This window comes from Anabaena sp. PCC 7108, from assembly GCF_000332135.1.
Taxonomy (GTDB): domain Bacteria; phylum Cyanobacteriota; class Cyanobacteriia; order Cyanobacteriales; family Nostocaceae; genus Anabaena.
The window spans coordinates 1,055,653-1,078,520 of sequence record NZ_KB235896.1 but is presented as its reverse complement, the minus strand read 5'-3'; the positions used below and the strand labels follow the sequence as shown (position 1 = coordinate 1,078,520).

The window sequence follows — 22,868 nt, the reverse complement described above, 5'->3', positions numbered from 1 at the left end:
ATTTGTCAGGGATTTTGTTATTAAGTAGTACAAATGTTTTAATATATAGATATTATTTGACTTTTTAACAATGGAAAACAGCGATATTTCTGAAGTTTTGCCCAAAACTCTTAAAGATTTAAATAAATTAATTGGACTAGATGCTACTCTTTCCCTGGTAGAGAAATTTGGCGGATCAGCGCTCTACATCCCTAAATCCATAAAAGAGGGACACAAGCTCTCCTACCTTGCTTATGAGCATATCGAACTATTGGTGCGAGAATTCGCGGGTACTTTTATATACATCCCGCTATGTAGAGCGATGGAAAAAAGCGTCAGAAATCAAAAGATTGCTGAAAAAAGACAGTCTGGAACTATTGACGCTTTAGCAAAAGAATTTAATTTGAGTCGAAGATATATCTGGTTTTTATTAAAAAAACAAAAGGAAAAAAATGCCTCAGAGGTCAACGATCAATCTTCTACCTGAAGATATTCGTGCGTGGCTGAATGAAGAACTAGTTCGTAATGGGTTTTCAGATTACGAGGATTTAGCTAGTCAATTATTTGAGAAAGGATATGAAATTAGTAAATCCGCATTGCATCGCTATGGACAGAAATATGAGGAGCAATTATTTGCTTTACGTGAGGTAGTGGAGCAAGCGCGTGGCCTTGTAGAGGTATGCAAGGATGATGAAGGCTCATTACCAGAAGCTGTGACGATGCTTTTGTACAATAAATCGTTTCAAGCTTTGCAGAAAATCGATGTTGGAACCCTTGAGGTTTCCGCTTCTTCGATCACTTTTTTAGGAAGTATGATTGCGAATTTAAATAAATCCTCAATCGCTCTCAAAAAATATCGAACTGAGGTGAAGAAAAAGATTGAGGAGAAATTAAAGCTTTTGGAGGCTGAAGCGATTAAGGCTGGGGGTGAAGGAGATGAGAATCCGCACTTAAAGACTTTAAAGCGGGTGCGTGAGGAAGTCTACGGACTGTTTTAATTATGACTGCAATACCTTTATACGATTATGAAAAGTTGTGGTTGAAGGATAAGAACCGATTCAAAATTGGGATGTTTGCCCGTCAAACTGGCAAGACTTTTACAACGACTTTGGAGGTTGTTGATAGCTGCTTTGCATCTCAGGCGATGGGTAGGAAGAAGCGGTGGGTGATTCTCTCTAGGGGGGAACGTCAGGCTAAGGAAGCGATGGATGAGGGGATTAAGTTGCACTCTAAGGCGTATTCCCTGACGATTGAGTCTTTAGATTATGAATGGGAAGGCACTGAGGGAAGCCATAAAGCTTTGGAGGTGTCTTTTTCTAATGGCTCTAAAATTACGGCTTTACCTGCTAATCCTGATACGGCTCGTGGGTTTAGTGCGAGTGTGCTGTTGGATGAGTTTGCTTTTCATAAGGATAGTCGGAAGATTTGGACAGCTTTGTTTCCGGTGATTTCGGCGGGGCATGATTTGCGGGTGGTGAGTACGCCAAATGGGAAGGGGAATAAATTTTACGATTTGGTGACGGCTGAAGACCCGATTTGGAGTAAGCATATTGTCGATATTTATCAAGCCGTTGAGCAGGGATTGCCGCGAGATATTGAGGAATTACGTCGGGCGTTGAATGATGAGGATGCTTGGGCGCAAGAATATGAACTGAAGTGGCTAGATGAGGCTTCAGCTTGGCTTTCCTATGATTTGATTAATGCGGTTGAAGATGACTATGCTGGGATACCCGATTTGTACACTGGTGGACCGTGTTTTATTGGCAATGATATTGGTCTTAGGCGTGACCTTTGGGTTGCTTGGGTTTGGGAGAAGGTAGGGGATGTGTTTTGGTGTCGGGAAGTTCAGACTTTGAAGCGATCGACATTTGCCGAGCATGATGATTGCCTGGATGAACTGATGAAAAAATACAAGGTTGTCCGGCTTTGCATGGATCAGTCGGGAATGGGTGAGAAACCTGTGCAAGATGCCCAACGGCGTTATGGGATGCTGAGGACTGAGGGGGTGTTGTTTACCAACACTAATAAGCTGGTATTAGCGACGATTGGGAAGCAGAAATTTGAGGATAGAAAGGTGAGAATTCCGATGGGGGATTCTAATCTGCGTTCGGATTTGCATAGTTTGAAGAAGTTGCCGACTCCTACGGGTGGGGTACGGTTTGATGCGGATGCGACGGAGAATGGTCACGCGGATAGAGCTTGGGCTGCGTTTTTGGGGTTATATGCTGGGGCTAATCCGGGTTCGCCGATTGAATTTCAGGCTTTGGGGCAGAAGAGATTAGGTTTTGGGTTGAGGGATTGGGTTGGGTTTTAGTTGTCAGAATCAGGATGTCCAGGATTTAAGGATATACAGGATTTTTATCAATTTATGTGTCCCGTTGAGTGCAGTTTTTCAGGCTGGTTTGTGGTGTGAGTTTTGGGTTATGAAATGCTAAAAATCCATTAACGTAAATGTGTAAATGTCCCTACCATCCGAAATAAAACAGGAAATTGCCAGCGTTGAGCGCGACATTAATTACATCGTTTATGGTGGGACGCTGGAAAATCCTGATGAGACGCTGCTGAAACGGGGTGGTGGGAAGGGTTTAAAGCTTTACGATGAAATTGAGGAAGATTCTCACGCTTATGCGGTGTTGCAGAAGCGAAAGCTGGCGGTGATTGCGCGTCCTTGGGAAGTTAAAGCTGCAAGCGAGAAGCGGCTCGACAAGAAAGCTGCTGATTTAGTGAGGATGCAAATTGAGACGAAGTTGGATCATCTGACGACTGAGTTGTTAGATGCGACGTTGAAAGGATTCTCGGTTTCTGAACTGATGTGGGAGGATTCAGGAAGTGAGATTTTTGTCAAGGAATTTAAGGCTCGTGATCAACGGCGGTTTACGTTTACTCCCAAGAATGAGTTACGGCTGCTGACGCGGCAAAATATGGTTTCTGGTGAGGCTGTGCCGGAAAGGAAGTTTATTAGGCACAGTTTTGGGGCTAAGGATGGGAATCCGTTTGGGCGGGGGTTGGGGTCGAAGTTATATTTTCCGGTGTGGTTCAAGAGGCAGGGGATTAGTTTTTGGTTAATTTTTTGTGAGAAGTTTGGGATGCCTACGGCGGTGGGGAAGTATGGGGCAAATGCTTCTCAGGCTGAACAAAAAAAATTGCTTGATGCGCTGCGGGCTTTGGCTCAGGATGCAGGGGTGATTATTCCTGAAGGGATGGCGATTGAGTTACTTGAGGCTACGCGTTCGAGTACTTCTGATTTATATGAGCGATTGATTCGCTACATGGACGAACAGATATCTGAAGCGGTGTTGGGCGAGACGCTGACTACTAATATCGGCTCTGTGGGGAGTAAGGCTGCGGCTGATACTCATGATGGGGTACGCCTTGAGGTATCTAAGGCTGATGCTGATTTACTCTCGCAGACGTTTAATAATACGCTGTGCAAGTGGATTGTTGAGCTTAATCTTCCGGGTGCGAATCCGCCGACGATTTGGCGGGTGTTTGAGGAACAGGAGGATTTGAACACCCGGTCTACGAGGGACAAAACCCTGTTTGATATGGGGTTTAAGTTGAAGCCGGATGCTGTTAAGGAAATTTATGGTGATCACTATGAGGTGATTGACCAGAGCGGTGGAGATGGTCAAACGAGTAATGAGGATTTTCTGAAGAATTCTGGGGTTGATGCAGTGCAAGCTACTGATAATGTACCGCAGGATACTAACGCGCCTGGGTTTGCTGAGTTAGAGGATGAGCATTTTTTAAGAAGTTCGGGCTTTGTATTTTTATCAGAGGAAATTCCTGGATTTGCAGAGCTATTGGCTGTTTTTAGTGAAAGCAGTAATGTGGCGGTTAAAGATGCTAATTCTTTGTTGGAATTAAAAGCAATTATAGAAACTGTTTATCAAGATGGAATTAGTGCGATTCCTGAAGCTTATTTAGATGGTGATAATTTTGTTGGTGTATTTGAAGACAGAGTTGGTGAACAGTTAGTCAAGCGGTTTAATTTTACTCTGTCTGAGTCTGGGATTGAGTATAAATTAATTAATCCTGGTGATGTTAGTAATTTCAGTGAAGTTGAGTTTGCTGCTCCTTTTAAACCTAAGAAAAAGAAGAATTGCGTTAAGGGTATTAGTTGTGGATCAAGTTGTATTAGTCCTACTAAATCTTGTAGGAAGGGTGGTGATGCGATTCCTGGGGATAGGGTTACGGCATTAAAGAAGAAGCTTGGTGGTGCTGCATCGGTTTCTGGAGATACTTCACCTAGTACCAAAAATCAAAAGGTGAAGAGCAAGGAACCAGCCACTACTGAAGTTAAAATAGCATCTGATGTTGCTAAATACTTCCCTGATTCGGAGTCGGTGAATGAAGCTTTGCGGTTTTTAGGTAATGCTAAAAATAAAGCACAAGATAATACTACAAAAAATACTCAGGCTGAACCTGAAAAACAAAATATTCAGAAGGTTGAAGTTGAAATTTCGGGAAATGAGAAACAAGCTGTTTCTTATGATGCTTCAAATATTAATGTTTCGGGACGGGTAACTGTTTCGGAACGGGATGATTATGGAAGGGTTGAAGTTAAAGGGATTTCCTCTTTAGAAGGTAAATCCGAATATCCAGAGACTGTGGTTAAGCAAATCGAGCATCATACAAGTCCTATGCAAGGTAGTAAATCAGAGCTTGGTGGTGCTTATGAATTGAGGAATGGTAAGCCGATTAAATCTCAAAAAGATTTTGAGCAGGAAATAAATAAATCCATTAATACCTTAAATACTGAACAAGGACTAAATGATTTAGTTCCTATCTATCTTGTGCGGAGAAGCTTGGGTGATCGCATTTCTCGGAAAGATTTTGATAAATATATGATTGAGATGCAAGGTAAGGATAAATTTACCTTATTTGCCGGGGAATTAAAGGAGAATGGCTTTTCACAGCGAGAAGATTCTATGCAGGTGATGGGGAATCGCAGGAATTATGTTCAGATTCCTGAGCCTGTGAAGGAGACTCTTAAGCCAGTAGAACAGCCTAAAGCTGAAGCTAAAAAACCTGCATCTGAACCTGTTAAAGAGATACCCAAACCCAAAAATATTTCTGGTTTTGAGTTTAATGATTCTGTAGTTAAAAAAGATGAATTTGGACAACTAGCGTCGGAAGATGGACATTATGCTAAACTTTCTGACACAAAAACTGGCGCTTCAATAGAGGCGTATATTGGGGACAAGAACTTACTCAACAGACCGGATGCAGATTCTAATCTAATACTAGGTGATGTTCCGCAAGCATTTGTCTTAGGAAAAGAAAATGATTTTCTTGGGAAGAAACATACGGCTACTTATGATATCGGCAGATCATTACCCAATAGTAATGATCTTGTATCAATCCGAACGGGGCGGATTGATAAAAAAAATGCAGAATTACTACCTCAGTTTTTATCTGGTATTGCTAGTAGATACAAGGAAGGTTCTACAATTGTGCTTACTCCTGGTCCAGATGATAGAAACACGGGTAAATATTTATCTGGTATGGGTTTGACTGGACACCCCCCTGGTAAAAAACCTACTGTTTTTGTGGGAGTGGTTAAAAATGGAAAGGTTGTACCTGTTAACCCAGATAAGTTGCAAAAACAGATTGATGCGGGTAAGGATATTAGGATGCTGCGAGATGCTCAGTTTGAGGTTGGAGTGTATCAGCAAAATGCTAAAAATGAAGAATTAATTATTGAATCTTTAAGAAGTAAGGAGGATGCTTGGGTAGGAAGAAATCCACAACCCGGAAAGGTTAAGGATTCAAATTATTATGAGAAAGAATCTGAGGAATGGGCAAAATCTTTGGGGCTTGGTGATTCTGCGAATGGATTTACAGCAGAAGCTACAAAGGCTCATGATGTTGCACATCCTGTAGTTCATGAGATGTTAGGCATGAATTCTAAACAAATTAATAAGTTACTTGGAGGTTTCAAAAATGATGATGGGTCTAATAGTTTAGTCGCAGAAGAAGCAATAGTTAATATTGCTGAACATTTAAGTAGAGGTGATTCTTTTGAAGCAAGTCTTATTAATGGTAGGAGAATAGCTCGTGTTCTTTCTCGCGGTGCTTCTGATAATATGATGAAATATTTTAGGAGTGCTGATTTTGACAATGAGTTAGAAGATTTAGCTATAAAAATCTGGAAGAATGATAATTTTCATGATTACATGAAGGTTGTTAGGGTACATAATCAAAAATCCCGAACTGTGACAGAAAAGGGCAATAGGTTTATCAACACAGCTAGTTAATCAATAGGACAAAAACATGAATATAGATGACGAAATTCAAGCTTTCCTCCAAGAATGTATTAATGATGGAGAACAGGCTAAAAAACTACCTTTTTTGTTAGGCGGATTCTTAAAAGCGTTGGCTGCTCAACAAAACAGCGGGGAAATATATCGCTTGTCCCAAGATGCCGCTTTTTTAGAGAAAAAGGTGTCAGAGTTTAATAATAGATAATGATTGAACTTCTCCCGTCCCACACCCTGCGCTTCGCTGAATGGCTAGATACCCAACTACCCCAACCACTGCCACTCCACACCCTACGCTTTGCTGAATGGTTGGATGATCAGGATTTGGAGGTGGTGGAGTTTGCTGCTGCACCTGTTGGCTACTTTGTTGATAAGCAGGGGCGATGGCGGGATAAGCGGACGGGGCGGTTTGTGGATATGCCTGTGAGTGCTAAAAATGCGGCGCTGGGAAGGCAGGTAATTAAGGATGTTAATGAGTCTAAGTTGTTGCAGTTGCAAGGTGCGGATGCTTACAATGCAACTTTATCAGGGTTGAGGGCTAAGTATAAAAACAATCCAGATGCCCTAAAGATAATCTCTGATTTGGGATTAGAAAAAGGTGTTAGCAATAGGGTTAAGTCCAAACAACAATTAATTAGAGCAAGTCAGGCGCTGCGGGAAGATGCAACTCTTGAAAAGGAGCTTGCTGGTAGGGTGGCAGCAATGAAGCCTGAGAGGGCGCGGGCGGTTGTTGATGATGTTGAGAAGTTGAAGTTGTTGCAGTTGTCTGGGGCTGATGCTTACAACGCGACGGTGCAGCGGCTACGACGTAAATATAAAGATGACCCAGAGGCGCTGAATTTAATTGATTCTCTAGGTGTTGATGGGGGTGTGGGTAGGAAGGCTCAGGTTGATGCACGGTTGGAGCGGGTACGGAAACTGATTCCTGATGATGAGCCTGCTGTGGTTGTACCTGAGTCTGAACCGGTTCTGAATCATGAACTGAGGAAGGTTGAGGTTAAGTCTACTGCTGTTACTGATGATTCGGCGCGGTTGGATGGGGTGAAGCAGCGGTTGGATGGGGTTGATGTAACTGCTTTATCGGTTGATGAGAAGAAGCAGTATGAACGTGATCAGACGGCTTATGATGCGGTGGTTGGTTATCGGAAGTCGGTGGAGGATTTGAATAAGTTGGTAGACCAGGTGAATGGTAAGGGGTCTATGACTTCGGCTGAATATGACCAGTTCTACAAGAAGCGTGATGCTATTTGGGAACGGATGAAGGGGTCTTTGGATGAGTCTCAGGGTTTGAAGGATGAGTTTTTAAGTGATCCGGCGATGGATGAGTATCTGAAGAAGATGCAGGGGATTTCTAGGGAAAATCCTGGTGGTTATAAGATTAATGTGCCTGGTGGGATTGATGGGGTGAAGGAGCAGGCGAAGAAGTTGCCCTGTTAGTTGGGTGTTGGGTTTCCTGCGTCAACCCAACCTACGTTATTTTTTAGACAACTTTGTAGACATCTTCTCTAGCTTTCGCTAATGCCAGAAGTGATTGGCAGTAGAGGTGTAATTTTTCTGCTTCTTCGTTATTCATATCTGGTTTTTCTAGGAGTGTGGTGATTTTATCCTGAAGGCTATCTATGTTTTTGCCAAGTTTGTCTGTACGGCTACGGGCTGCCATATATAAGTCCTCTATTTGTTCGTCGGTTAAGGTGTCCATGTTTTACTCTCCTATATTTTGTTAAACTGGTGGAGAGTACAAAAGTATTAATTTATTTTAGCCCTCTTCTGGAGGGTATTTTAATAGGTAATTAAAAAAGGGTTTAGCATTGCTAAACCCCTACATATTGATAAAAAAAATGATTTGTAAACCTAGCTGTAGGTGAGGTTGAAGCCTAACACGGAGCCGTCTAAACCGCAGCCTTGAAATAGGGCTTCTTGCTCTTCTGGTTCTAGGTCTTCAATATCCGCATTGTGTATAAACAATTCTGTGTAGCCAAGCAACGCATCTAGGGGTGGATAATCAAACTCTACCCCGCACTTTTTGTTTGTATTTTTATCGGTTACAAACTTTGCATTTTCAATCAAACTAGGGATAATTTTAAATTTTTCGCCGTCTTCTTCCCACCAAAATCCGTCCATCTGACTTGCTCCTGATTAATTTTAAAATTCTTGTGCTGAGTTGCTTTTTACTTGAAACGATTTATCAACTCCGACTAAATTCAATAGTAGCAGAGTTCTACTGTATTTGTCAAGTAATTCTATCTGAATTTGACAAACTTTTAGGGGGTAGATACTAACAGTAGAACAGTTGTATTGTTGTCGGAGTTTTTAAATTTTGTTGGTTCAAGTTTGGTGGTTAAATATCAAGCGTACCTGACACCTTATTCATCATACCTTCTAAGCTCATCAGTAGGTTGCGTTTATATTGTCTACTTGCCATTTCTTGCAGTGCAGCGATGGGGTCTGGGTGTTCAGCTTCTAAAATTTCTATGGCTTGACGGGCATTCATTTTGTTGATTTCCGAGTTCATTCTGGGGCGGGATTTGGTGTATTCCTCTGATTCTTTCTTTCCCTTATTGAAACTGAGAAAGCCGTTAGAGTTTTCAAAGGCGGTGAGGGCTTCGGCTTCGGTGAGTTGGGAGACTTTTTCGGCTGAGTCTCGTTGTTCAGTTTTGGATTTTATCTGCTCATCAATTGAGCCTTTAGATTTAAGAGTTTTACGAGATTTTCTGATTTCTTGTTTTAAATTACCTTCTTGTATCTCCAATCTCTGTTTCTCAGCTTTAGCCTCATCCTTGGTCATGCCTCCCCAGGTAGCAGGTTTACCCAAATGAATGGCTTTTTTCTTAGCTTGGGTGTCAATATAATCAACCTGCATCTGACTCAGCTTGGTGGTGGCATCCATGAAAAGCTGATGTTCATCTAACTGCGACTGGGTTTGTTTCTGAATGTATGCTGTATCTCTGATTTGCTTTTGAGCGTCCTTGATTTCCTGCTTCTGTTGAGGGGTTAAACCTTTGGTGCTAGGATTACCCGAAGGCGTTTTTGGGTATTGGTTAATTAAAGCCTCGGCATCAGCTATTGTTTGTGCCTGACCAGCAATCTTTTGTTGCAGTGACTTTTCGTAGCCTACTGGATCAATTCGTCGAGTTTCTAAATCAGCAATTTCGTTATCTAAGGTAGAAACACGCTTTTTGGCGTTAGCTGTAATAGTAGGAAGATCGTCTTTGATTCTTTGTTTGACGGTATCGGCTTCGGTGTTGTTGAATTTATAAAAGTGGAGATGGGTGGATGGGTCATTACCGCTGTGTCCACCGTCTATGAGTTCAATGAATTGGACTTTCCCGCCGTGTTGAGGGGCGTTGTAGGGTTCAGGATTAACAGAAAGATTAATCTCCCCAGTTTTGCGGCTGTAGAAGAAGTTGACAGCCCCAGGAACAACTCTCCCGTCTTTGTCTACGTAGATATTGTTGTAGATGTGGTGGTGTTCGATTCCGTCACTGAGGGAGCTTTTAACTTCCATGCCCTTGGTGACTAAGTAGTCATTAGGGTTTTTGCTGTCCGCTTGGCTGTTTACGTAGGAAATAGCACGAACCATCAGGTCTTCAGCGATTTCGTTTTCGCCGATCTCACGCATTCCTTTAACGGTGGCAGCCCCAAAAACTGTAGCTTCTCTGGTAATAGTGTTGCCGTCCTGGTCTTTGGCGTTAGTGTCTGTGAATACCAGGTGTTGACGCTGGGTGTAAAGAGCCTCCATAACCTTGGCGCGTTCTTCTGCGGTGTCTAAGTCTGGGTCTTTGATTAGGTCGCCTTTGGTGGTTTTAAGAGCTTTTTCAAGCTGTTGGAGTCGCTCTGGTTTGAGTCCGCTTTGTTTAAGTTTTTCTACTTCTTGTTCAGCTTTATCCCGGTTGATATTGCCGTTGAGGTGGTATTGGAGGCTGCCGATCGCTTTTTCGGTTTCGGCAAGTTTTAGGGGTGGGATACTGGGGTTGGATTTGAGTTGCTGGAGTTCTGTTTGCAGTTCGCTCAAGCGGGTGCGCTGGTTTTTGATGTTAGACTTTTGAGCGGCGATGTGTTGTTGAGCTTGGGCGGTTAAGTCGGTTTCTTCAATACAAGCCATATTAAAATGGAAAAAAGAATACACCTGTACTATAACAGCGAAAAAGGCGGGGAAACCCCGCCCCTACGGACTACTTGGTTTTAGCTGGTGTAATTTCGTCAACCGTGACTTTGCCTGCAAGTGCTTCAGCTAATTTATCGCGGGTTTTATTTTGGAAGTTGGGAATTTTATGTTTATTGGCCAGTTTGATTAATGTCGGACGGTCAATCTTTTTAAGATCATCCACAGTTGCCAGTAGGGAGTAGCTATTGCTGTCGGTTTTACCGTTGCCATTGCCGTTACCATTACCGTTAGCTTCTGGCTGGTCTTCAACAACGGGGCTGGATTCCACATCCACAACCTCGTCATTGGTAGGTGGATTGGGTTCTACAGGGTCAGTTGTTTCTATTTCTTCATAAGCCGCTAATCGCAGTGGTTCAGGGGCGAATAGGGCATCAATAGCAGCTTTAAATGTGATGATATCGTCGGGACAAATTGCGGTGATCATGTCCAGAGCGGTACGGACTTGGACTAGTGCGGATTCAGCAGCGGATTCAGCGCCTTGTACTTCTTGAGCGTGTGCTTGTAGTTCAACGACTCGGCGTTGTAGTTCGGCAATCTGTTCTTGGTAGGAGTCGATTTGGGCGTTGATGTTGTTGAGGCGGTTGAGTAGTAACATTTGCAGAGATTCCTAATTTTTGATTTGTGAATGAAGCGAGTGAATATTTGCGTCACATGGTTTGATTAGGTACGTGACGCGATGCAGATTTGACTAATTAAGGTTTGCGAATCTTCCGTATCCAGAAATTTGGGTGAGGCGTTGGCAGATTCTATCTAGGGCTGCGTTGTCGGTGGCTGGGAAATCTTGACCTAGATGGTAAATGGCGGATAGTTCGCCGCAGAGTTCAGCATTGCCTTTGCAGTGGGGCAATATTTGCGCTTCTGGGAAACCTGCGTCGTTAATGTCGTTGCTGATGTATTCAATGTGCTGTGGTACTTGGGGTTGCGTGCGGTTGTTGATCAGGAGAAATGCTAAGGCGATGATTGTGAAAGCGGCGCTCAAAACAATTACGGTATTCATTTTAGTTAAAGTCCTTTTGGGTGTAGCCCAGTCAGTCTTTGAAGTGGTTTGACTGGGGGTGAAGTTCCGGGCGGTGTAGTGGTTTTGCCCTCATGTCTAACAACATATCCCATGACAGCATGGGATGTCAAGGGGTATAATGAAGAAAATTAGAAAATATTTTACCCATTATGGAAAGTTCCTCACGTCCTGACTATGTAACACGGTTCAAAGGGGAGGGTATCGGAACCAAGTATAAACAGCCATCAATTACTGTACGGTTTCCTGAACAAGCCGATCAAATTTTACGATCACTGCCAAATATGTCTGATTATGTACGCCGTGCAGTCATCAAGCAATTAATAGTAGATGGATTGCTAGTAGATGAAAATTCTCAGCCTGTAAACCCTGAGTAATAGCTAACAGTATTAGTAGAAAATACCCTGCCAATGCTATGCCTATTCAACTACCGACCAACGGAACACTAGAACAGAAACGAGCGGTGTTTAAATTCCTTGCACAATCCCAATATCAAGGGAATGTGGATGAGATTTTACGGGGGCCAGTTAGAACCAGCAGTGGCGGTATTGCTGGCAGATTCAAAGATGGTGATACGGTAGTTTACTGCCAGTTGCAACCTCAAGGTGAAGGCTGGCAGGCTCATTATGAAGTGGTATTTGCTGAAGAAGGGGATACAGTAGAATCTTTCGCCGAACAACTACGGGGTGAAGCAGGACAGCTTACTGATGGATGGATTGAGCAGATTCGAGGATTACTGGATAATTCTGGGGATTTGGTTGACTTCAAAGAATCCTTGTTAGACCTCTACCCAGATTTACCAATTGAAGACCTAAGCTCGATCATGGGTGAAGCAATGACTACTGCTCACTTAGCAGGTCAATACGAGGCTGAAGAAAATGGTTGAATATAAAAGTTTACCGTTTGACCAAGCTATTAATTTCTTCCGTTCCAAGGTCAACGTGCCAACTGCAACATGGCGCGATGTCTGGCAACAGGAGCATGATATCGCATTTGTGGTAGCAGGTGCAACTAAGGCTGCATTATTAGCCGATTTTCGTCAAGCGGTGGATGATGGCATAGCTCAGGGTAAGACTAGGGCTGAATTTCAGAAGGATTTTGACCGGATTGTAGAAACTCACGGCTGGCAGCACAAGGGCGGACGGGAATGGAGGGCAAATATTATTTATGGTACGAATTTAAGAACTGCTTACGCTGCGGGGCGGTATGAGCAGATGACTGACCCGGATGTGTTAAAAATGCGTCCTTATTGGATGTGGAAGCATGGAAATTCCCGTGAACCGCGACTGCATCATTTGGCGATGGATGGTAAAGTATTTCCCGCCACTGATCCTTGGTGGAATACCAATTATCCGCCGTCTGGGTGGGGTTGTAAATGTATGGTGACTAGCTTGTCTAAACGAGATATTCAAAGACGGGGGCTGGAAGTGGAACCCCCGCCACAAGGTGATACCTACCAATGGACTAACCCAGCGGGTCAGAAAGTTACGGTTAAGAATTCTCCAGATCCTGGTTGGGGATATGCACCTGGACGCTCGACTCAACAGCAGCAGGTGGATGTTTTAAAAAATATTCTGCAAACTTTGCCTAATGATTTACGTCGTCAAGTTGAGCAGGATGCTGTTAAACAGGTTCAGAAACTAGAAACAGGGGATATCCAGAAGCAGGGAATTTTCGGATACTTATTGGAGCAGTTGGGGCAGGATGTTCAAGAGGTGGTTGATGTTCCAACTGTTGCTGCTGATGGGAGTTTGACGGGGTATTTCCGAACTGCTGACGGTGAATTTTTTGGCGTGGTGCGGTTGATCAACGAAGAATGGAGGTTGGAATATGGCCGGAGTAACTCTCGGAATTGATGACTCTCAGGTTCAGGCAGCTTTGAGTCGGTTAACTGGCAGGATGGAAAATCTGACCCCGGTGTTTAAGAATATTGGGGAATATATGGTTTCCTCTATCTTAGAACGGTTTGATGACGAGGTAGATTTTGAAGGTAATAAATGGGCAGCTTTAACGGCTGCGACAATTGCCAGGAAGCAGAAGAAGGGGAAGATACAAAAAATCCTCCAACAAGATGGGGATTTGCGGAGAACTGTTATTTATTTAGCTGGTGCTAATAAGGTGGAGGTTGGCACCAACCGCATTTATGGCGCAATTCACCAGTTTGGGGGTAGGGCTGGCAGGGGGAGGAAGGTTGTTATTCCGGCGCGGCCATTTTTGGGGGTGAGTGCGGCTGATTCTCTTGAAGTGGTGAGTATTGTGGAAGAGTTTTTGCAATATTAGTTATTTATTTTTAATAACATTAAGCAATTGACATCAAACGTAAATCTCATACCAAAAACATCTGCCATTTCATTTAACTGCGTAATTACTTCAGTACTTGGCACATAAGGAAGTCCAGCAATTACTTGGCTCCAGAGGTAAAAAAATGTTGGATATGTTGCTGGGTTATCTCCAGAAATAGCATAAGCACTAGCCATTGCCTCAAGTCTAATCAGGCTATTTTTGTCTGTAGTATCTCTAATAATTTGGTTGTAAGTGGCAGATGAAATTAGTGCGGAAGCAAACCCCATCCAATTTATTTCTGTTAGTGGATTGAGTGCTAAATCTGGTCTATCTGCTAATTCTATTTCTGGGTCTTTGTTTACTATATAGTCTTGCCATGCAGATCGTAGGCTTTCTCTGGTTGGGGAATATTGAATAGCTTCAAAATCAAAAGTTTTCGTTTGGGATACAAAAGGTAAGGGGTAATAAATATTATTAATTAATATTGATACCCCTAAAGCTCTTCCTTGAATATCTCGCTGAATTTTAATCATCTGATACACCTATAGCAAATAGAATGCCCTGAATAATTTGGATTTTCATCCGTATCTCCATATTTAGTAAAATTAATATTTAATCCTATCAATTCATTTAGAAAAACCGTATCGACTTGAGTAATGTAATTCACCCTGTTTCCGGGTGTTTTAGAATAATTTGATGCAATTGTTGTTGTCTGAACTGCATTGCCAGTATAAAAATTTCCTAATCTATATTCATAATAATTGTTTATAGAATTTAGGCTTCCTCCTGTTGTGGTTGAGTGAAAAGTTTTTATTAAAATTCCACTAGCAGAAGTAATTAGCGGGACTGTCATAGGGAAATTATTCCATCCGGGGAGATGCAAGATTCTATCGAATCTTTCGATCCAATAAATTCCATTCCAGTACCATTGAGCTAAAGGTTCTTTTGATATAGAGATTTCATCCCAATATTGCCCCATTGATGGAGTATTCGGTACTGCGTTTGAAATGATTATTGAAGATTGTAAAGCATCAATAGCCTCATTTATTGGTTCCAAAGAGGTATTTATAGTGTTATCTATTTTTGATATTAAATCTTGCTGATTATTTATATCCCCATCTACTTCTCCCCAGATTGCTTTTCCTCCTGAGATTGAGATATCTTTGTTTATTTCTACTTCAATCAAAGGGGTACTAATTAAGGTGTCAATATTATTCGTAGTGATTGAAAATAAAGCCTCTGTCATACTTTTAATGTTGTTTCGATAATGACAGGAGTTATATTTGAATAAGATGGTTTATTCGGCTCAGATAAATTAATGATTTTGAAATCAATAAAAGCTTCTCCTATTAGTAGTTGTAGATCCAAAGAAGTAGAAAAATCCATCTCAAAGTATCCTGTACTTTTAATGGGGGTTGTTTCAGAAAGAATTACCTGGCCTTCAATTAATGGAATTGTTCCATCTTCTTTTCTTTTCTTTAATCTACAATAAACCACTCTGTTTGATAAATCGCCAGGATAGGAAAAAGTGATTATGTTATACGCGGCTTTTTTTAGTCTTAGGGTCATATTTTATGCCTGTAATATAACTCAAAGGTGAGCTTTTTTCTGGCTAAAAATCCATAGTGATTTTTTTCAGGCTGTACACATATATTGACCACGCCCAAAATTATGGGTATGAAAAAATATCTAGAAATTTTCAAGGCTGGTAAACACACCGCAATGGATGGGCGCACTCTTTCTTTTGGAGAGGGTGATGTTACTGCTTCGATTAAAGCCTACGATCCGAGTATTCACGAAGCGCCACTGGTTGTTGGGCATCCTAAGGCAGATGCTCCTGCTTACGGCTGGGTGAAAAATTTGACAGGTAATACTGGCTTGATGCAGGCGATACCTCATCAAGTCGATCCCACATTTGCGGAAATGGTGAATGCTGGTAGATTTAAGAAAATCTCAGCCAGTTTTTATACTCCTGATAGTCCTGTTAACCCTGTGCCTGGGATTTACTATTTAAAGCACGTAGGTTTTTTAGGGGCGCAAGCACCAGCGGTCAAGGGGTTGAAGTCTGCCAGCTTTGAAGAGTCAGAACAAGGCATTCTAGATATTGAAGTTGATTTTGCTGAATGTGCAGCAGACTTTCTTGAATTCTGTGAATGCGACAAGGGGGGCAAATTGGATGAATTAGAAAAAGTCAAACAGGAAAATGAACGCCTAAGAGCTACTCTGAAGCGACAAGAATCAACCAGTTTCGTGGAAAGTGTGAAGAGTAAAATTTTACCTTCTTACAGAACTGGGTTGGTTGAATTTGTATCTAGTTTAGATAGTTCTCAGGAACTGGAATTTTCCGAGGGTGAGGAACAGAAAAAATTACCTGCGGCTGATTGGTTTAAAGATTTTCTCACTCATCTACCTAATGTGGTGGAGTTGGGTGAAGTGGCTGGTGATGCTAATAAGCCTCCTGAAATCCCCACAGACCCCAAGAAGATTGCCAAACTTGCCACCCAATATGTAGAAGATCAGGCGCAAAAGGGATCTCAAATTTCCTACTCTGAGGCCGTCGCTCACGTTATGGAGGTGCAGTAATGGGCAGAAAACAGATGTTTGTCGATTGTTGGACATCTGAGGCTGCAATCAATCCTTACAGAATTTGTAAGTATGGCGCTGCTGATGGTGGCTTACTTACTGCTAGTTCCGCTAATGATAAATTTGTGGGGATTTCCAATAATTTAGGTGCTTCTGCTTCTAGTCAGCGCACCGATGTTGTTCGCCTAGGAGTCGCCGAAGTGGAGTATGGCGGTACGATAGCCGCTGGAGATTTCCTTACATCTGATACAAACGGAAAGGCGATCACAACCACAGTAACCACAAATCGCGTTATCGGAGTCGCTGATATATCCGGCGTAGCCGGTGATATTGGATTATGTTTTATTGATTTTAGGTAATTCCAGTGACTAACGCACCATTTCCAATTGACCCCGCATTAACGGCGGTAGCAATTAGTTACAAAAACAGTAAATTGATTGCTGATGATGTTCTCCCACGTGTGCCTGTGGTACGTCAGGAATTTAAATGGTGGAAGTTTTCTATGGAAGAAAGTTTCCGCATTCCAGATACTCGTGTGGGCAGAACTTCAAAGCCTAACGAGATTGAGTTTTCAGCTAGTCAGGAAACAAGCTCAACCGATGATTTTGGCTTGGATGACCCCATCCCCCAAAACGATATTGAGAATGCTAGTGAAGGCTACGACCCTGTGATGAGAGCTACAGAGTCTCTTACAGATTTGGTTCTGCTTGACCGCGAAAAACGAGCATCAGATTTGGTGTTTAACCTTAACTCGTATCCGTCCACTCAACGGGTAACGCTGTCGGGTTCCAGCCAGTTTAGTGACCCTACTAGCAGTCCTATTAGCGTTATTGCTGATGCAATGGATGCAATGATTATGCGGCCAAATATCATGGTCATAGGGCGTGGGGCATTTTCTCCACTAATTCGGCATCCAAATATCATGAAAGCATTTAACGGAAATGATGGGGATAAAGGGAGGGCAACTGCAAAGTTTTTAGCTGAGTTGTTTGAACTCGATATGGTTTATGTGGGTGAGGCTTGGAGTGTAACATCTCGCAAGGGTCAGCCTACAACGACTGCTAGACTTTGGGGTAAGCATATTTCCTTGTTACACCGTGATGGACTTTCTAATCCGGCTGCGGGGACTGCTGGCCGTCCAACTTTTGGATTTACCGCCCAATGGGGGACTCGGATAGCAGGCAAGACATCCGATGCGGATATTGGGCTTCGTGGTGGTATACGTGTCCGTTCTGGTGAATCAGTTAAGGAGAAGATTTGCGCTTCTGATTTTGGCTACTACATTCAAAATGCTGCGGCATAGGGGGAAATTTTGGAAGCTATTAAATATAAAGTTCTCGACCTGCTCAATCACGGTGGCAAACAGTATCAACCAGGTGATGAAGTAGAACTAACTGAACAAGAAGCCGCGCCGCTTGTATCCCTAAACGTGGTTGAACCTTTGCCTGTGGAAGAAAAGGCTCTTAAGAAATGAACTACGCCACCCAAGAGGACATGATTAATTTATTTGGAGAACCAGAAGTGATTGAACTCACTAATCTGGATAATCCAAACTTGGACGCAATTGATGCAACACGACTTGATCAAGCTCTAGACTATGCCTCACGAGAGGTCGATTCTTATTTGCAAGTTGCACAATATCAATTACCACTAACATCAGTCCCCTTGGTTTTGCGTAATAAAGTGGCTGATATAGCCCGATATCACCTGGACTCTTACCAAGTGCGAGAGGATGTGAGACAGCGTTATGAAGATGCGGTTAAATGGCTGCAAATGCTGGCTTCTGGGAAAGTTGGGTTGGGGATAGACAAAATTACTCAGGAACAAATCAGCACTGGTGGGGCGCAATGGTTCAGTCAAGAGCGTATTTTCCCAACTGCTTTGGGTGATTACTATGGTTGATGAATTGTTGATCGACGAAATTGAGAAAGCAATTATTGAACGATTAGAACCGCTAAAAGCCGAGAAATTGAGGATTGAAGGCTTCCCGGATAATCCCGCCGAACTCGGTAAGCCAGTGGTGATTGGACAAATCCTGGTTGGTTACAGAAAGGAATCTTTAAGTAAGCCATCAACTTTTGTAGCCAGCGCCCCTATTATTCAGGATTGGACTTTGAGCTTTGAACTGTCCCTACAATTAAAAAATTTACGTTCTCACACTGGGGCTTACCCAATAATGGGAAAAATCAGAAATCTACTGACAGGCTATAAACCCCCTGCAATCCAAAAGCCTCTATACCAGTCTGAGGGTGGGTTTGTCAGTATTAAGGAAGGGGTTTGGTACTACTCAATGATTTTTTCTGTGAGTTTACAGTTTGTTAAAAAGCCTTGGGAAAATTGATTGTTTTTAATTAAATAGGTGATTTTATGCTTTCAGGTGCAGGTGAATTAGGTATTTTTACTTTAGATCAAGCGACTAAAACTTTAGGCCAAGAAATTTTTTTTCCTGGACTTTTTTATAATTTTGTTTATGCGGGTGAATCTCAAAGTAAAAAGGCTAAGGCTTGGATTAGTGGAAAACGAAAAAACGTTTCTTCAGCGGTGGGTGAAGAAACACAAACTTTAACTTTGAGTTTTCAGTATTTGGACTGGTTTCATTTAGGGTTCGCTTATGATGAATTACCTCAAACATCTAGTAATGTCCAATTGCCAATTGTAAAAACCGCCACTGTCCCAAGCACAACGCCTTTTGAGATTGGTGACACGGATATTACAGTTAATAATGAGTCAAGTGTTAAAGCCTATCTACCAGCAAGAGGAAGTTGGGGAGAGGCAGGGTACAGAAAGCGCGTAACAGCCGCACCTGTAGCAAAGCAATTCAAGGTCGATAGCACCGCTAAAAAGCTTATTTTTCACGAGTCAGACGCTGGGGCTACTGTTCAGTATACGATACTCAAAAGTTATACCTCAATTGAGAGTATTGGTTATGAAAACTCTGCGGATTCCTTTGGGAAACTAAGTTTTATCGGTAAAGGCTACGGTCCAGAATTCCCTAATGGAATCATGATTTACCTGCCCAATATTACACGAAGCTCAATCGTTAGCATGGATACGAGCAGTGATGTACCAGAGTTTTCCATAGATTTTGATGCTAATGTGCCACCAGGTAAGCGTACTCCGCATCAATATTTCAATTTAGCTTCTGCTGCCTAATTCGCGTCACATGGTTTGAGTAATAGTTATTTTGGGGGTGTGTTTGCGCCCCTTTTATTTTTATGATCACTTTGAGCTTTACTGGATTGCCATCACTGACTTTATATAAAATTCCCGACGGTGCTGATGATTTTGTCTTACGTTCAAGAATTGATGTTATCCGGGCTGGTGAACAGACAAACCAGGGTGTTGATACCATAGAAGGGGCGGGGAAAACCTATTTTTTCTGGTCATTCCAAACGGTTGTGTCTGAGGATGAATCGGTTTTATTTGATGAGATATGTAGCAATCAACAAAATTTTTATCAAGGTGGGCAGGATGGCAAAATAACGCTAGTGGATGAGCGATTTTGGGTATCTACCACCGAGTCTACTAAAAATTTGCGTTCGGCTTTTGGTGGCACAGCTACCACTTGGGGCGGGGTTAAATATCGTATTTCCTGTCCGGTGATTCTTGGAGTGCCAGAGAATCACAGTCATCAATTGGCTGAGGATATGTGGTTACTTAGCTTTGATGCCAAAGAGCTAACCGCGTGAGTCCATAAAAGCTTGTCCTGTAGCGGTTCTAGAGATGGCTGGCACGGTATCTCCAATGCGAATTCCTGCACTGGCAATATTTGTTGTTCGTATAGTTCCACCATCTGGGAGATCAATTTTCTGCTGTCCAGTTGCGGGGTCGTATTCTCCCATTGTGCCGTTTACTCCAGATGATGAGGCTTGAGTTAGCTTTTGAGTGGTTTGGGTTTGGCGGTATTGAATCTCGCTATTCATTTGTATTTTTCTACTTAAATTTATTTTCACGGGTGGTAGCTCCAAGAATGTACTTCTGCATTTTCTGGTATTGAGTAAAGAGGATATTTTTTTATTCCCTTGTAATTTATATTGCCAAGTGGATCGATAATCCATTGAGCCACATAAGCTATTTTTTTCTCCAAATCTACACCTATTTCATAAAATTTATTTCCTATTAATGAACATCTTTTCATAGAATCCTCAAGTGCTTTTGTTGGCTGAACATCGCCAAAAATTAACGGATATTCCCCTGGTACTATCTTTTCAGATGTAGCAGATTCTCTTCCTACAATAGATTCATAATAGCTAATAGATTGAAATAGAGGAGCATAGATATTACTCAATTGCCTTAAAAGTCCATTTCTAAAAGTATATGAATTACCGTCTGTAAGAAAATCAATAGCCTCTTCATTGGATCTATAGTTAGTTAAACTATTAGCCCTGAATATTGTATTTCGATGATAGGTTTTGTCTGTGCAAGCAATGCTAGATAGTAGGGTGAAAAAACTTTTACTTTTTGATTTTATACCTATTAACGTACTAGGAAGCCAAGGTAAATTATACTCAACTGATGTTATTTGAAAGGTAAATGTAGCAAAGTTTTGATATATGCCATTATTATTGTCTACATTTAATAAAATTGCGTTAGCTAAAGTGTATTTTTTGCTAGTACTATCATATTTACCTATAGTAAATTCTTTATCTGCGAAAATATTTAATTCCCAATAGACTGGCTCGTATGTAAATCCTAAACCATTGTTATCATCATACCCTATACTTGCATAAGTCGAATTTGTGGGGGGAGTGATGATACTATACACAGAAGTATTTATGCTTGTTCCAGTCACTAACTGCTCAAGTTCAATATCGTGACGGAATATAGAAATGTGAGGTTCTACGTTCAAACTAATAAGTTCGTTATTATTAGATAATATGTACTTAGTTGGTATTCCCGTTATGGTTCTTTGCATTCGGAGTAAATCGCTAATTTCACCATAACTAAAATCTAGAAATCTATTTAAAATAGTAGTACTTACATTAACATCAATATGTTCTATGATTTGAGAATTTATTCCACTAATAATAATATTTTCTGATTTATAATTAACTTCAGAAGATTCAGTAATATATCTCGGAAATCCATAAACCCCAATGCCTTGATTTGGTAATCCACTAGCACCTCCTGGAGTCGCACCACCTAGTCCACCAGCACCCAGCAAAATTTCATCACTTAATACTCTTTTCGATACACCAATGTGTGAAAAATTGACTCCTGTAAGTGGGCTTATGCCAGATAGAGAATAACTGTATTGCGAGTTCTGGTTAAATCCCACAACAATTCTTACAACAGTTTCCTTGACACCTAGTACTGGATCATCATCAATTCGTAATTCAAATCTATTGATCGATCTTTCGTCGGAGGGTGGCTCAACGGTTCTTACTATAGATAAAGGCATGGTGGTTTTGTGTTCACCATTTTTATCTATCAAGAAGCAGTCGGCTTGCCCTGCACCGAAGAAATCTGGGGTGAGAGATAGCGAATCCACTTCCACGATATCAGACATATATCCATCGGTTGTCGCTCTATTGGGGAAAGTACCAGGTATTTCTTGAAAGCTGGAATTGTAATTAAAGAAAAGTCCAGGATTTAACGGTATATATGCGTCGTTATCTCCTAATAACGGTAAACCTCTAGTCATCCCAACAAATGTACTATTTCCTGCATAATAGGCTATTTTGGAGTACAAAGTATTTTGATCTGTCTTGTAGTTTAATAAATATTCAATATCGGGTTTGTTAATGATTATTTGCCTAATATAGTAATTTGGAATGCTTGCGATACTTGGTAAAGAGTATTTAATACTAGCATTAATTTTTCTGTTGCCAAGATTAGTTATAAATTTACTTAATTTTTTATCTACTGTATTTTCTGGCATCTGCCAGACTAATTTAGGAATCGGGCGATCACCGCCAACATAAATTTCGTTGCCAACCGAATATAGAATAGCAACGGGGTACTTCTCTTCCTCTTCCTCTTCCGTAATTTCAATCTCCGTATAATTTTTATAGTCCAGGCTTATGGATTGCGCCCCATAAGCCTGAGTTGATCGAACTGGTGTCCCATTTGAGGTACTGGAATTAAAAAGTTTGATTCCACTTATTGTTTCCCCCCCGTTAGGAAAAATAACTCTATATTTTCCAGATTCTGGATGATATTCACCAATTCTTAAAAGTGGTGGTAGGTTATTCTTTCTTTTTTGAGTAAGTTGATATCTCAATTTACTCTGTTCTTGAATTTTTCGCGTTAAATCATCCATATCTATATCTATTGTTATATCACCGCGTTGTAAACAAATGTTCTTCCTGTTGTATCTATGGTTTGAGTAAATACAAAATCTTCAATTCCTGCTAAAATTCCTTGCTGGTTCCCTCGCACTCCAGTCCCTCCACTTATTACCGCGAAATACCTAAAAGTAATCGAACCAGCAGAAGTTGGAGTAAATGTGATTTCAATCGGACCCAAACTCGCTGAGTCAGTTGGGATATTAATTATGGCTGAAGGCGGGTAAAATAATTTCCTGCTAGAGCCATAATAATCAGGAACCTCCTTTCGTACCCAAATATCAAAATCGTCT

At 41.5% G+C, this 22,868-nt stretch carries 29 protein-coding genes; 18 read left to right on the top strand and 11 right to left on the bottom strand.

Annotated features, from left to right (window positions below):
* The first annotated feature begins 70 nt into the window (after positions 1–70).
* The 6 genes from ANA7108_RS0105605 (at position 71) to ANA7108_RS0105580 (ending at position 7,679) form a co-directional block, all read left to right on the top strand.
* Positions 71–466, top strand: coding sequence for a Mor transcription activator family protein (locus tag ANA7108_RS0105605; protein ID WP_016949790.1), 396 nt, complete (start codon positions 71–73; stop codon positions 464–466).
* Positions 432–977: a DUF3486 family protein gene (locus tag ANA7108_RS0105600; RefSeq protein WP_016949789.1), complete on the top strand. Its 546-nt coding sequence runs from the start codon at positions 432–434 to the stop codon at positions 975–977. Before ANA7108_RS0105605 ends, ANA7108_RS0105600 begins: the two co-directional genes overlap by 35 nt.
* Positions 978–979: 2 nt before the next feature.
* Entirely contained in the window at positions 980–2,293 is a 1,314-nt protein-coding gene (locus ANA7108_RS0105595) for a terminase large subunit domain-containing protein (protein ID WP_016949788.1), read from the top strand.
* A 145-nt stretch (positions 2,294–2,438) separates the two neighbouring features.
* Positions 2,439–6,239 carry a DUF935 domain-containing protein gene (locus tag ANA7108_RS28115; RefSeq protein WP_016949787.1) on the top strand — a complete coding sequence of 1,267 codons (3,801 nt, stop codon included), beginning with the start codon at positions 2,439–2,441 and terminating at the stop codon, positions 6,237–6,239.
* Positions 6,240–6,255: 16 nt separating this feature from the next.
* Positions 6,256–6,450, top strand: a complete 195-nt coding sequence (locus tag ANA7108_RS0105585) for a hypothetical protein (RefSeq protein WP_016949786.1) — start codon at positions 6,256–6,258, stop codon at positions 6,448–6,450.
* Positions 6,450–7,679 carry a hypothetical protein gene (locus ANA7108_RS0105580; RefSeq protein WP_016949785.1) on the top strand — a complete coding sequence of 410 codons (1,230 nt, stop codon included), beginning with the start codon at positions 6,450–6,452 and terminating at the stop codon, positions 7,677–7,679. The genes ANA7108_RS0105585 and ANA7108_RS0105580 overlap by 1 nt, the downstream gene beginning before the upstream one ends.
* Positions 7,680–7,722: 43 nt before the next feature.
* Here ANA7108_RS0105580 and ANA7108_RS0105575 read toward each other — a convergent pair whose 3' ends face one another.
* From ANA7108_RS0105575 to ANA7108_RS0105555, 5 genes are all read right to left on the bottom strand, one after another.
* Positions 7,723–7,941 carry a hypothetical protein gene (locus ANA7108_RS0105575; protein ID WP_016949784.1) on the bottom strand — a complete coding sequence of 73 codons (219 nt, stop codon included), beginning with the start codon at positions 7,939–7,941 and terminating at the stop codon, positions 7,723–7,725.
* A 152-nt stretch (positions 7,942–8,093) separates the two neighbouring features.
* Positions 8,094–8,363 (bottom strand): hypothetical protein, encoded by a 270-nt coding sequence (locus ANA7108_RS0105570; RefSeq protein WP_016949783.1) that lies wholly within the window; start codon positions 8,361–8,363, stop codon positions 8,094–8,096.
* Positions 8,364–8,580: 217 nt separating this feature from the next.
* A complete protein-coding gene (locus ANA7108_RS0105565) occupies positions 8,581–10,344 on the bottom strand; it encodes a hypothetical protein (protein ID WP_016949782.1) in 1,764 nt (587 codons plus the stop codon).
* A 70-nt stretch (positions 10,345–10,414) separates the two neighbouring features.
* On the bottom strand, positions 10,415–11,002 hold the full coding sequence (locus tag ANA7108_RS0105560) for a hypothetical protein (RefSeq protein WP_016949781.1): 588 nt from the start codon (positions 11,000–11,002) through the stop codon (positions 10,415–10,417).
* A gap of 93 nt (positions 11,003–11,095) precedes the next feature.
* The gene (locus tag ANA7108_RS0105555; protein ID WP_144052353.1) at positions 11,096–11,386 is read right to left on the bottom strand and encodes a hypothetical protein; all 291 of its coding nucleotides are present in this window, start codon (positions 11,384–11,386) and stop codon (positions 11,096–11,098) included.
* Positions 11,387–11,574: 188 nt separating this feature from the next.
* Between ANA7108_RS0105555 and ANA7108_RS0105550 the strand changes: the two genes are divergently transcribed.
* From ANA7108_RS0105550 to ANA7108_RS0105535, 4 genes are read left to right on the top strand one after another with little or no spacing between them, the layout of a single operon-like run.
* On the top strand, positions 11,575–11,799 hold the full coding sequence (locus ANA7108_RS0105550; protein ID WP_016949779.1) for a hypothetical protein: 225 nt from the start codon (positions 11,575–11,577) through the stop codon (positions 11,797–11,799).
* Positions 11,800–11,837: 38 nt separating this feature from the next.
* A complete protein-coding gene (locus ANA7108_RS0105545; RefSeq protein ID WP_016949778.1) occupies positions 11,838–12,308 on the top strand; it encodes a hypothetical protein in 471 nt (156 codons plus the stop codon).
* Positions 12,301–13,278: a phage minor head protein gene (locus tag ANA7108_RS26860; protein ID WP_016949777.1), complete on the top strand. Its 978-nt coding sequence runs from the start codon at positions 12,301–12,303 to the stop codon at positions 13,276–13,278. Before ANA7108_RS0105545 ends, ANA7108_RS26860 begins: the two co-directional genes overlap by 8 nt.
* Complete coding sequence (locus ANA7108_RS0105535; RefSeq protein ID WP_016949776.1) at positions 13,253–13,702, top strand: phage virion morphogenesis protein; 450 nt, start codon at positions 13,253–13,255, stop codon at positions 13,700–13,702. The genes ANA7108_RS26860 and ANA7108_RS0105535 overlap by 26 nt, the downstream gene beginning before the upstream one ends.
* Here ANA7108_RS0105535 and ANA7108_RS0105530 read toward each other — a convergent pair.
* The 3 genes from ANA7108_RS0105530 to ANA7108_RS0105520 are packed head-to-tail and all read right to left on the bottom strand — an operon-like array spanning position 13,699 to position 15,274.
* Positions 13,699–14,238, bottom strand: coding sequence for a hypothetical protein (locus ANA7108_RS0105530; RefSeq protein ID WP_016949775.1), 540 nt, complete (start codon positions 14,236–14,238; stop codon positions 13,699–13,701). The two genes, ANA7108_RS0105535 and ANA7108_RS0105530, sit on opposite strands and share 4 nt — an antisense overlap.
* Positions 14,235–14,951, bottom strand: coding sequence for a hypothetical protein (locus ANA7108_RS0105525; protein WP_016949774.1), 717 nt, complete (start codon positions 14,949–14,951; stop codon positions 14,235–14,237). The genes ANA7108_RS0105530 and ANA7108_RS0105525 overlap by 4 nt, the downstream gene beginning before the upstream one ends.
* On the bottom strand, positions 14,948–15,274 hold the full coding sequence (locus ANA7108_RS0105520; RefSeq protein WP_016949773.1) for a hypothetical protein: 327 nt from the start codon (positions 15,272–15,274) through the stop codon (positions 14,948–14,950). The genes ANA7108_RS0105525 and ANA7108_RS0105520 overlap by 4 nt, the downstream gene beginning before the upstream one ends.
* Positions 15,275–15,382: 108 nt before the next feature.
* Here ANA7108_RS0105520 and ANA7108_RS28110 point away from each other — a divergent pair, with 108 nt between their 5' ends.
* From ANA7108_RS28110 to ANA7108_RS0105480, 8 genes are all read left to right on the top strand, one after another.
* Positions 15,383–16,288 (top strand): hypothetical protein, encoded by a 906-nt coding sequence (locus ANA7108_RS28110; protein WP_237741485.1) that lies wholly within the window; start codon positions 15,383–15,385, stop codon positions 16,286–16,288.
* Positions 16,288–16,647 carry a DUF2190 family protein gene (locus ANA7108_RS0105510; RefSeq protein WP_016949771.1) on the top strand — a complete coding sequence of 120 codons (360 nt, stop codon included), beginning with the start codon at positions 16,288–16,290 and terminating at the stop codon, positions 16,645–16,647. Before ANA7108_RS28110 ends, ANA7108_RS0105510 begins: the two co-directional genes overlap by 1 nt.
* A 5-nt stretch (positions 16,648–16,652) precedes the next feature.
* Complete coding sequence (locus ANA7108_RS0105505) at positions 16,653–17,591, top strand: hypothetical protein (RefSeq protein WP_016949770.1); 939 nt, start codon at positions 16,653–16,655, stop codon at positions 17,589–17,591.
* A gap of 9 nt (positions 17,592–17,600) precedes the next feature.
* On the top strand, positions 17,601–17,762 hold the full coding sequence (locus ANA7108_RS30095) for a hypothetical protein (RefSeq protein ID WP_016949769.1): 162 nt from the start codon (positions 17,601–17,603) through the stop codon (positions 17,760–17,762).
* Entirely contained in the window at positions 17,759–18,190 is a 432-nt protein-coding gene (locus ANA7108_RS0105495; protein WP_016949768.1) for a gp436 family protein, read from the top strand. The genes ANA7108_RS30095 and ANA7108_RS0105495 overlap by 4 nt, the downstream gene beginning before the upstream one ends.
* On the top strand, positions 18,183–18,629 hold the full coding sequence (locus ANA7108_RS0105490) for a Gp37 family protein (protein ID WP_016949767.1): 447 nt from the start codon (positions 18,183–18,185) through the stop codon (positions 18,627–18,629). The genes ANA7108_RS0105495 and ANA7108_RS0105490 overlap by 8 nt, the downstream gene beginning before the upstream one ends.
* A gap of 26 nt (positions 18,630–18,655) precedes the next feature.
* Entirely contained in the window at positions 18,656–19,441 is a 786-nt protein-coding gene (locus tag ANA7108_RS0105485) for a hypothetical protein (RefSeq protein WP_016949766.1), read from the top strand.
* A gap of 62 nt (positions 19,442–19,503) precedes the next feature.
* The gene (locus ANA7108_RS0105480) at positions 19,504–19,977 is read left to right on the top strand and encodes a hypothetical protein (RefSeq protein WP_016949765.1); all 474 of its coding nucleotides are present in this window, start codon (positions 19,504–19,506) and stop codon (positions 19,975–19,977) included.
* On the opposite strand, the gene ANA7108_RS0105475 is transcribed toward ANA7108_RS0105480, so the two are convergent.
* The 3 genes from ANA7108_RS0105475 to ANA7108_RS30090 all read right to left on the bottom strand — a co-directional run.
* On the bottom strand, positions 19,966–20,211 hold the full coding sequence (locus tag ANA7108_RS0105475) for a hypothetical protein (protein WP_144052352.1): 246 nt from the start codon (positions 20,209–20,211) through the stop codon (positions 19,966–19,968). The two genes, ANA7108_RS0105480 and ANA7108_RS0105475, sit on opposite strands and share 12 nt — an antisense overlap.
* A 26-nt stretch (positions 20,212–20,237) precedes the next feature.
* Positions 20,238–22,550, bottom strand: a complete 2,313-nt coding sequence (locus ANA7108_RS0105470; protein ID WP_016949763.1) for a hypothetical protein — start codon at positions 22,548–22,550, stop codon at positions 20,238–20,240.
* Between the two features lie 14 nt (positions 22,551–22,564).
* A partial coding sequence (locus ANA7108_RS30090; protein WP_158318342.1) for a hypothetical protein occupies positions 22,565–22,868 on the bottom strand: 304 nt, incomplete at its 5' end.

What these genes read in the sequence shown, in the direction of transcription:
- ANA7108_RS0105570 (WP_016949783.1), bottom strand. Translation starts at nt 8,363, where the DNA reads ATGGACGGATTTTGGTGGGAAGAAGACGGCGAAAAATTTAAAATTATC.
- ANA7108_RS0105480 (WP_016949765.1), top strand. Translation starts at nt 19,504, where the DNA reads ATGATCACTTTGAGCTTTACTGGATTGCCATCACTGACTTTATATAAA.
- ANA7108_RS0105535 (WP_016949776.1), top strand. Translation starts at nt 13,253, where the DNA reads ATGGCCGGAGTAACTCTCGGAATTGATGACTCTCAGGTTCAGGCAGCT.
- ANA7108_RS0105475 (WP_144052352.1), bottom strand. Translation starts at nt 20,211, where the DNA reads ATGAATAGCGAGATTCAATACCGCCAAACCCAAACCACTCAAAAGCTA.
- ANA7108_RS0105545 (WP_016949778.1), top strand. Translation starts at nt 11,838, where the DNA reads ATGCCTATTCAACTACCGACCAACGGAACACTAGAACAGAAACGAGCG.
- ANA7108_RS0105595 (WP_016949788.1), top strand. Translation starts at nt 980, where the DNA reads ATGACTGCAATACCTTTATACGATTATGAAAAGTTGTGGTTGAAGGAT.
- ANA7108_RS0105605 (WP_016949790.1), top strand. Translation starts at nt 71, where the DNA reads ATGGAAAACAGCGATATTTCTGAAGTTTTGCCCAAAACTCTTAAAGAT.
- ANA7108_RS0105510 (WP_016949771.1), top strand. Translation starts at nt 16,288, where the DNA reads ATGGGCAGAAAACAGATGTTTGTCGATTGTTGGACATCTGAGGCTGCA.
- ANA7108_RS0105495 (WP_016949768.1), top strand. Translation starts at nt 17,759, where the DNA reads ATGAACTACGCCACCCAAGAGGACATGATTAATTTATTTGGAGAACCA.
- ANA7108_RS26860 (WP_016949777.1), top strand. Translation starts at nt 12,301, where the DNA reads ATGGTTGAATATAAAAGTTTACCGTTTGACCAAGCTATTAATTTCTTC.
- ANA7108_RS0105565 (WP_016949782.1), bottom strand. Translation starts at nt 10,344, where the DNA reads ATGGCTTGTATTGAAGAAACCGACTTAACCGCCCAAGCTCAACAACAC.
- ANA7108_RS0105560 (WP_016949781.1), bottom strand. Translation starts at nt 11,002, where the DNA reads ATGTTACTACTCAACCGCCTCAACAACATCAACGCCCAAATCGACTCC.
- ANA7108_RS0105490 (WP_016949767.1), top strand. Translation starts at nt 18,183, where the DNA reads ATGGTTGATGAATTGTTGATCGACGAAATTGAGAAAGCAATTATTGAA.
- ANA7108_RS0105485 (WP_016949766.1), top strand. Translation starts at nt 18,656, where the DNA reads ATGCTTTCAGGTGCAGGTGAATTAGGTATTTTTACTTTAGATCAAGCG.
- ANA7108_RS28115 (WP_016949787.1), top strand. Translation starts at nt 2,439, where the DNA reads ATGTCCCTACCATCCGAAATAAAACAGGAAATTGCCAGCGTTGAGCGC.
- ANA7108_RS0105575 (WP_016949784.1), bottom strand. Translation starts at nt 7,941, where the DNA reads ATGGACACCTTAACCGACGAACAAATAGAGGACTTATATATGGCAGCC.
- ANA7108_RS0105600 (WP_016949789.1), top strand. Translation starts at nt 432, where the DNA reads ATGCCTCAGAGGTCAACGATCAATCTTCTACCTGAAGATATTCGTGCG.
- ANA7108_RS28110 (WP_237741485.1), top strand. Translation starts at nt 15,383, where the DNA reads ATGAAAAAATATCTAGAAATTTTCAAGGCTGGTAAACACACCGCAATG.
- ANA7108_RS0105550 (WP_016949779.1), top strand. Translation starts at nt 11,575, where the DNA reads ATGGAAAGTTCCTCACGTCCTGACTATGTAACACGGTTCAAAGGGGAG.
- ANA7108_RS0105525 (WP_016949774.1), bottom strand. Translation starts at nt 14,951, where the DNA reads ATGACAGAGGCTTTATTTTCAATCACTACGAATAATATTGACACCTTA.
- ANA7108_RS0105530 (WP_016949775.1), bottom strand. Translation starts at nt 14,238, where the DNA reads ATGATTAAAATTCAGCGAGATATTCAAGGAAGAGCTTTAGGGGTATCA.
- ANA7108_RS0105580 (WP_016949785.1), top strand. Translation starts at nt 6,450, where the DNA reads ATGATTGAACTTCTCCCGTCCCACACCCTGCGCTTCGCTGAATGGCTA.
- ANA7108_RS0105520 (WP_016949773.1), bottom strand. Translation starts at nt 15,274, where the DNA reads ATGACCCTAAGACTAAAAAAAGCCGCGTATAACATAATCACTTTTTCC.
- ANA7108_RS0105585 (WP_016949786.1), top strand. Translation starts at nt 6,256, where the DNA reads ATGAATATAGATGACGAAATTCAAGCTTTCCTCCAAGAATGTATTAAT.
- ANA7108_RS0105470 (WP_016949763.1), bottom strand. Translation starts at nt 22,550, where the DNA reads ATGGATGATTTAACGCGAAAAATTCAAGAACAGAGTAAATTGAGATAT.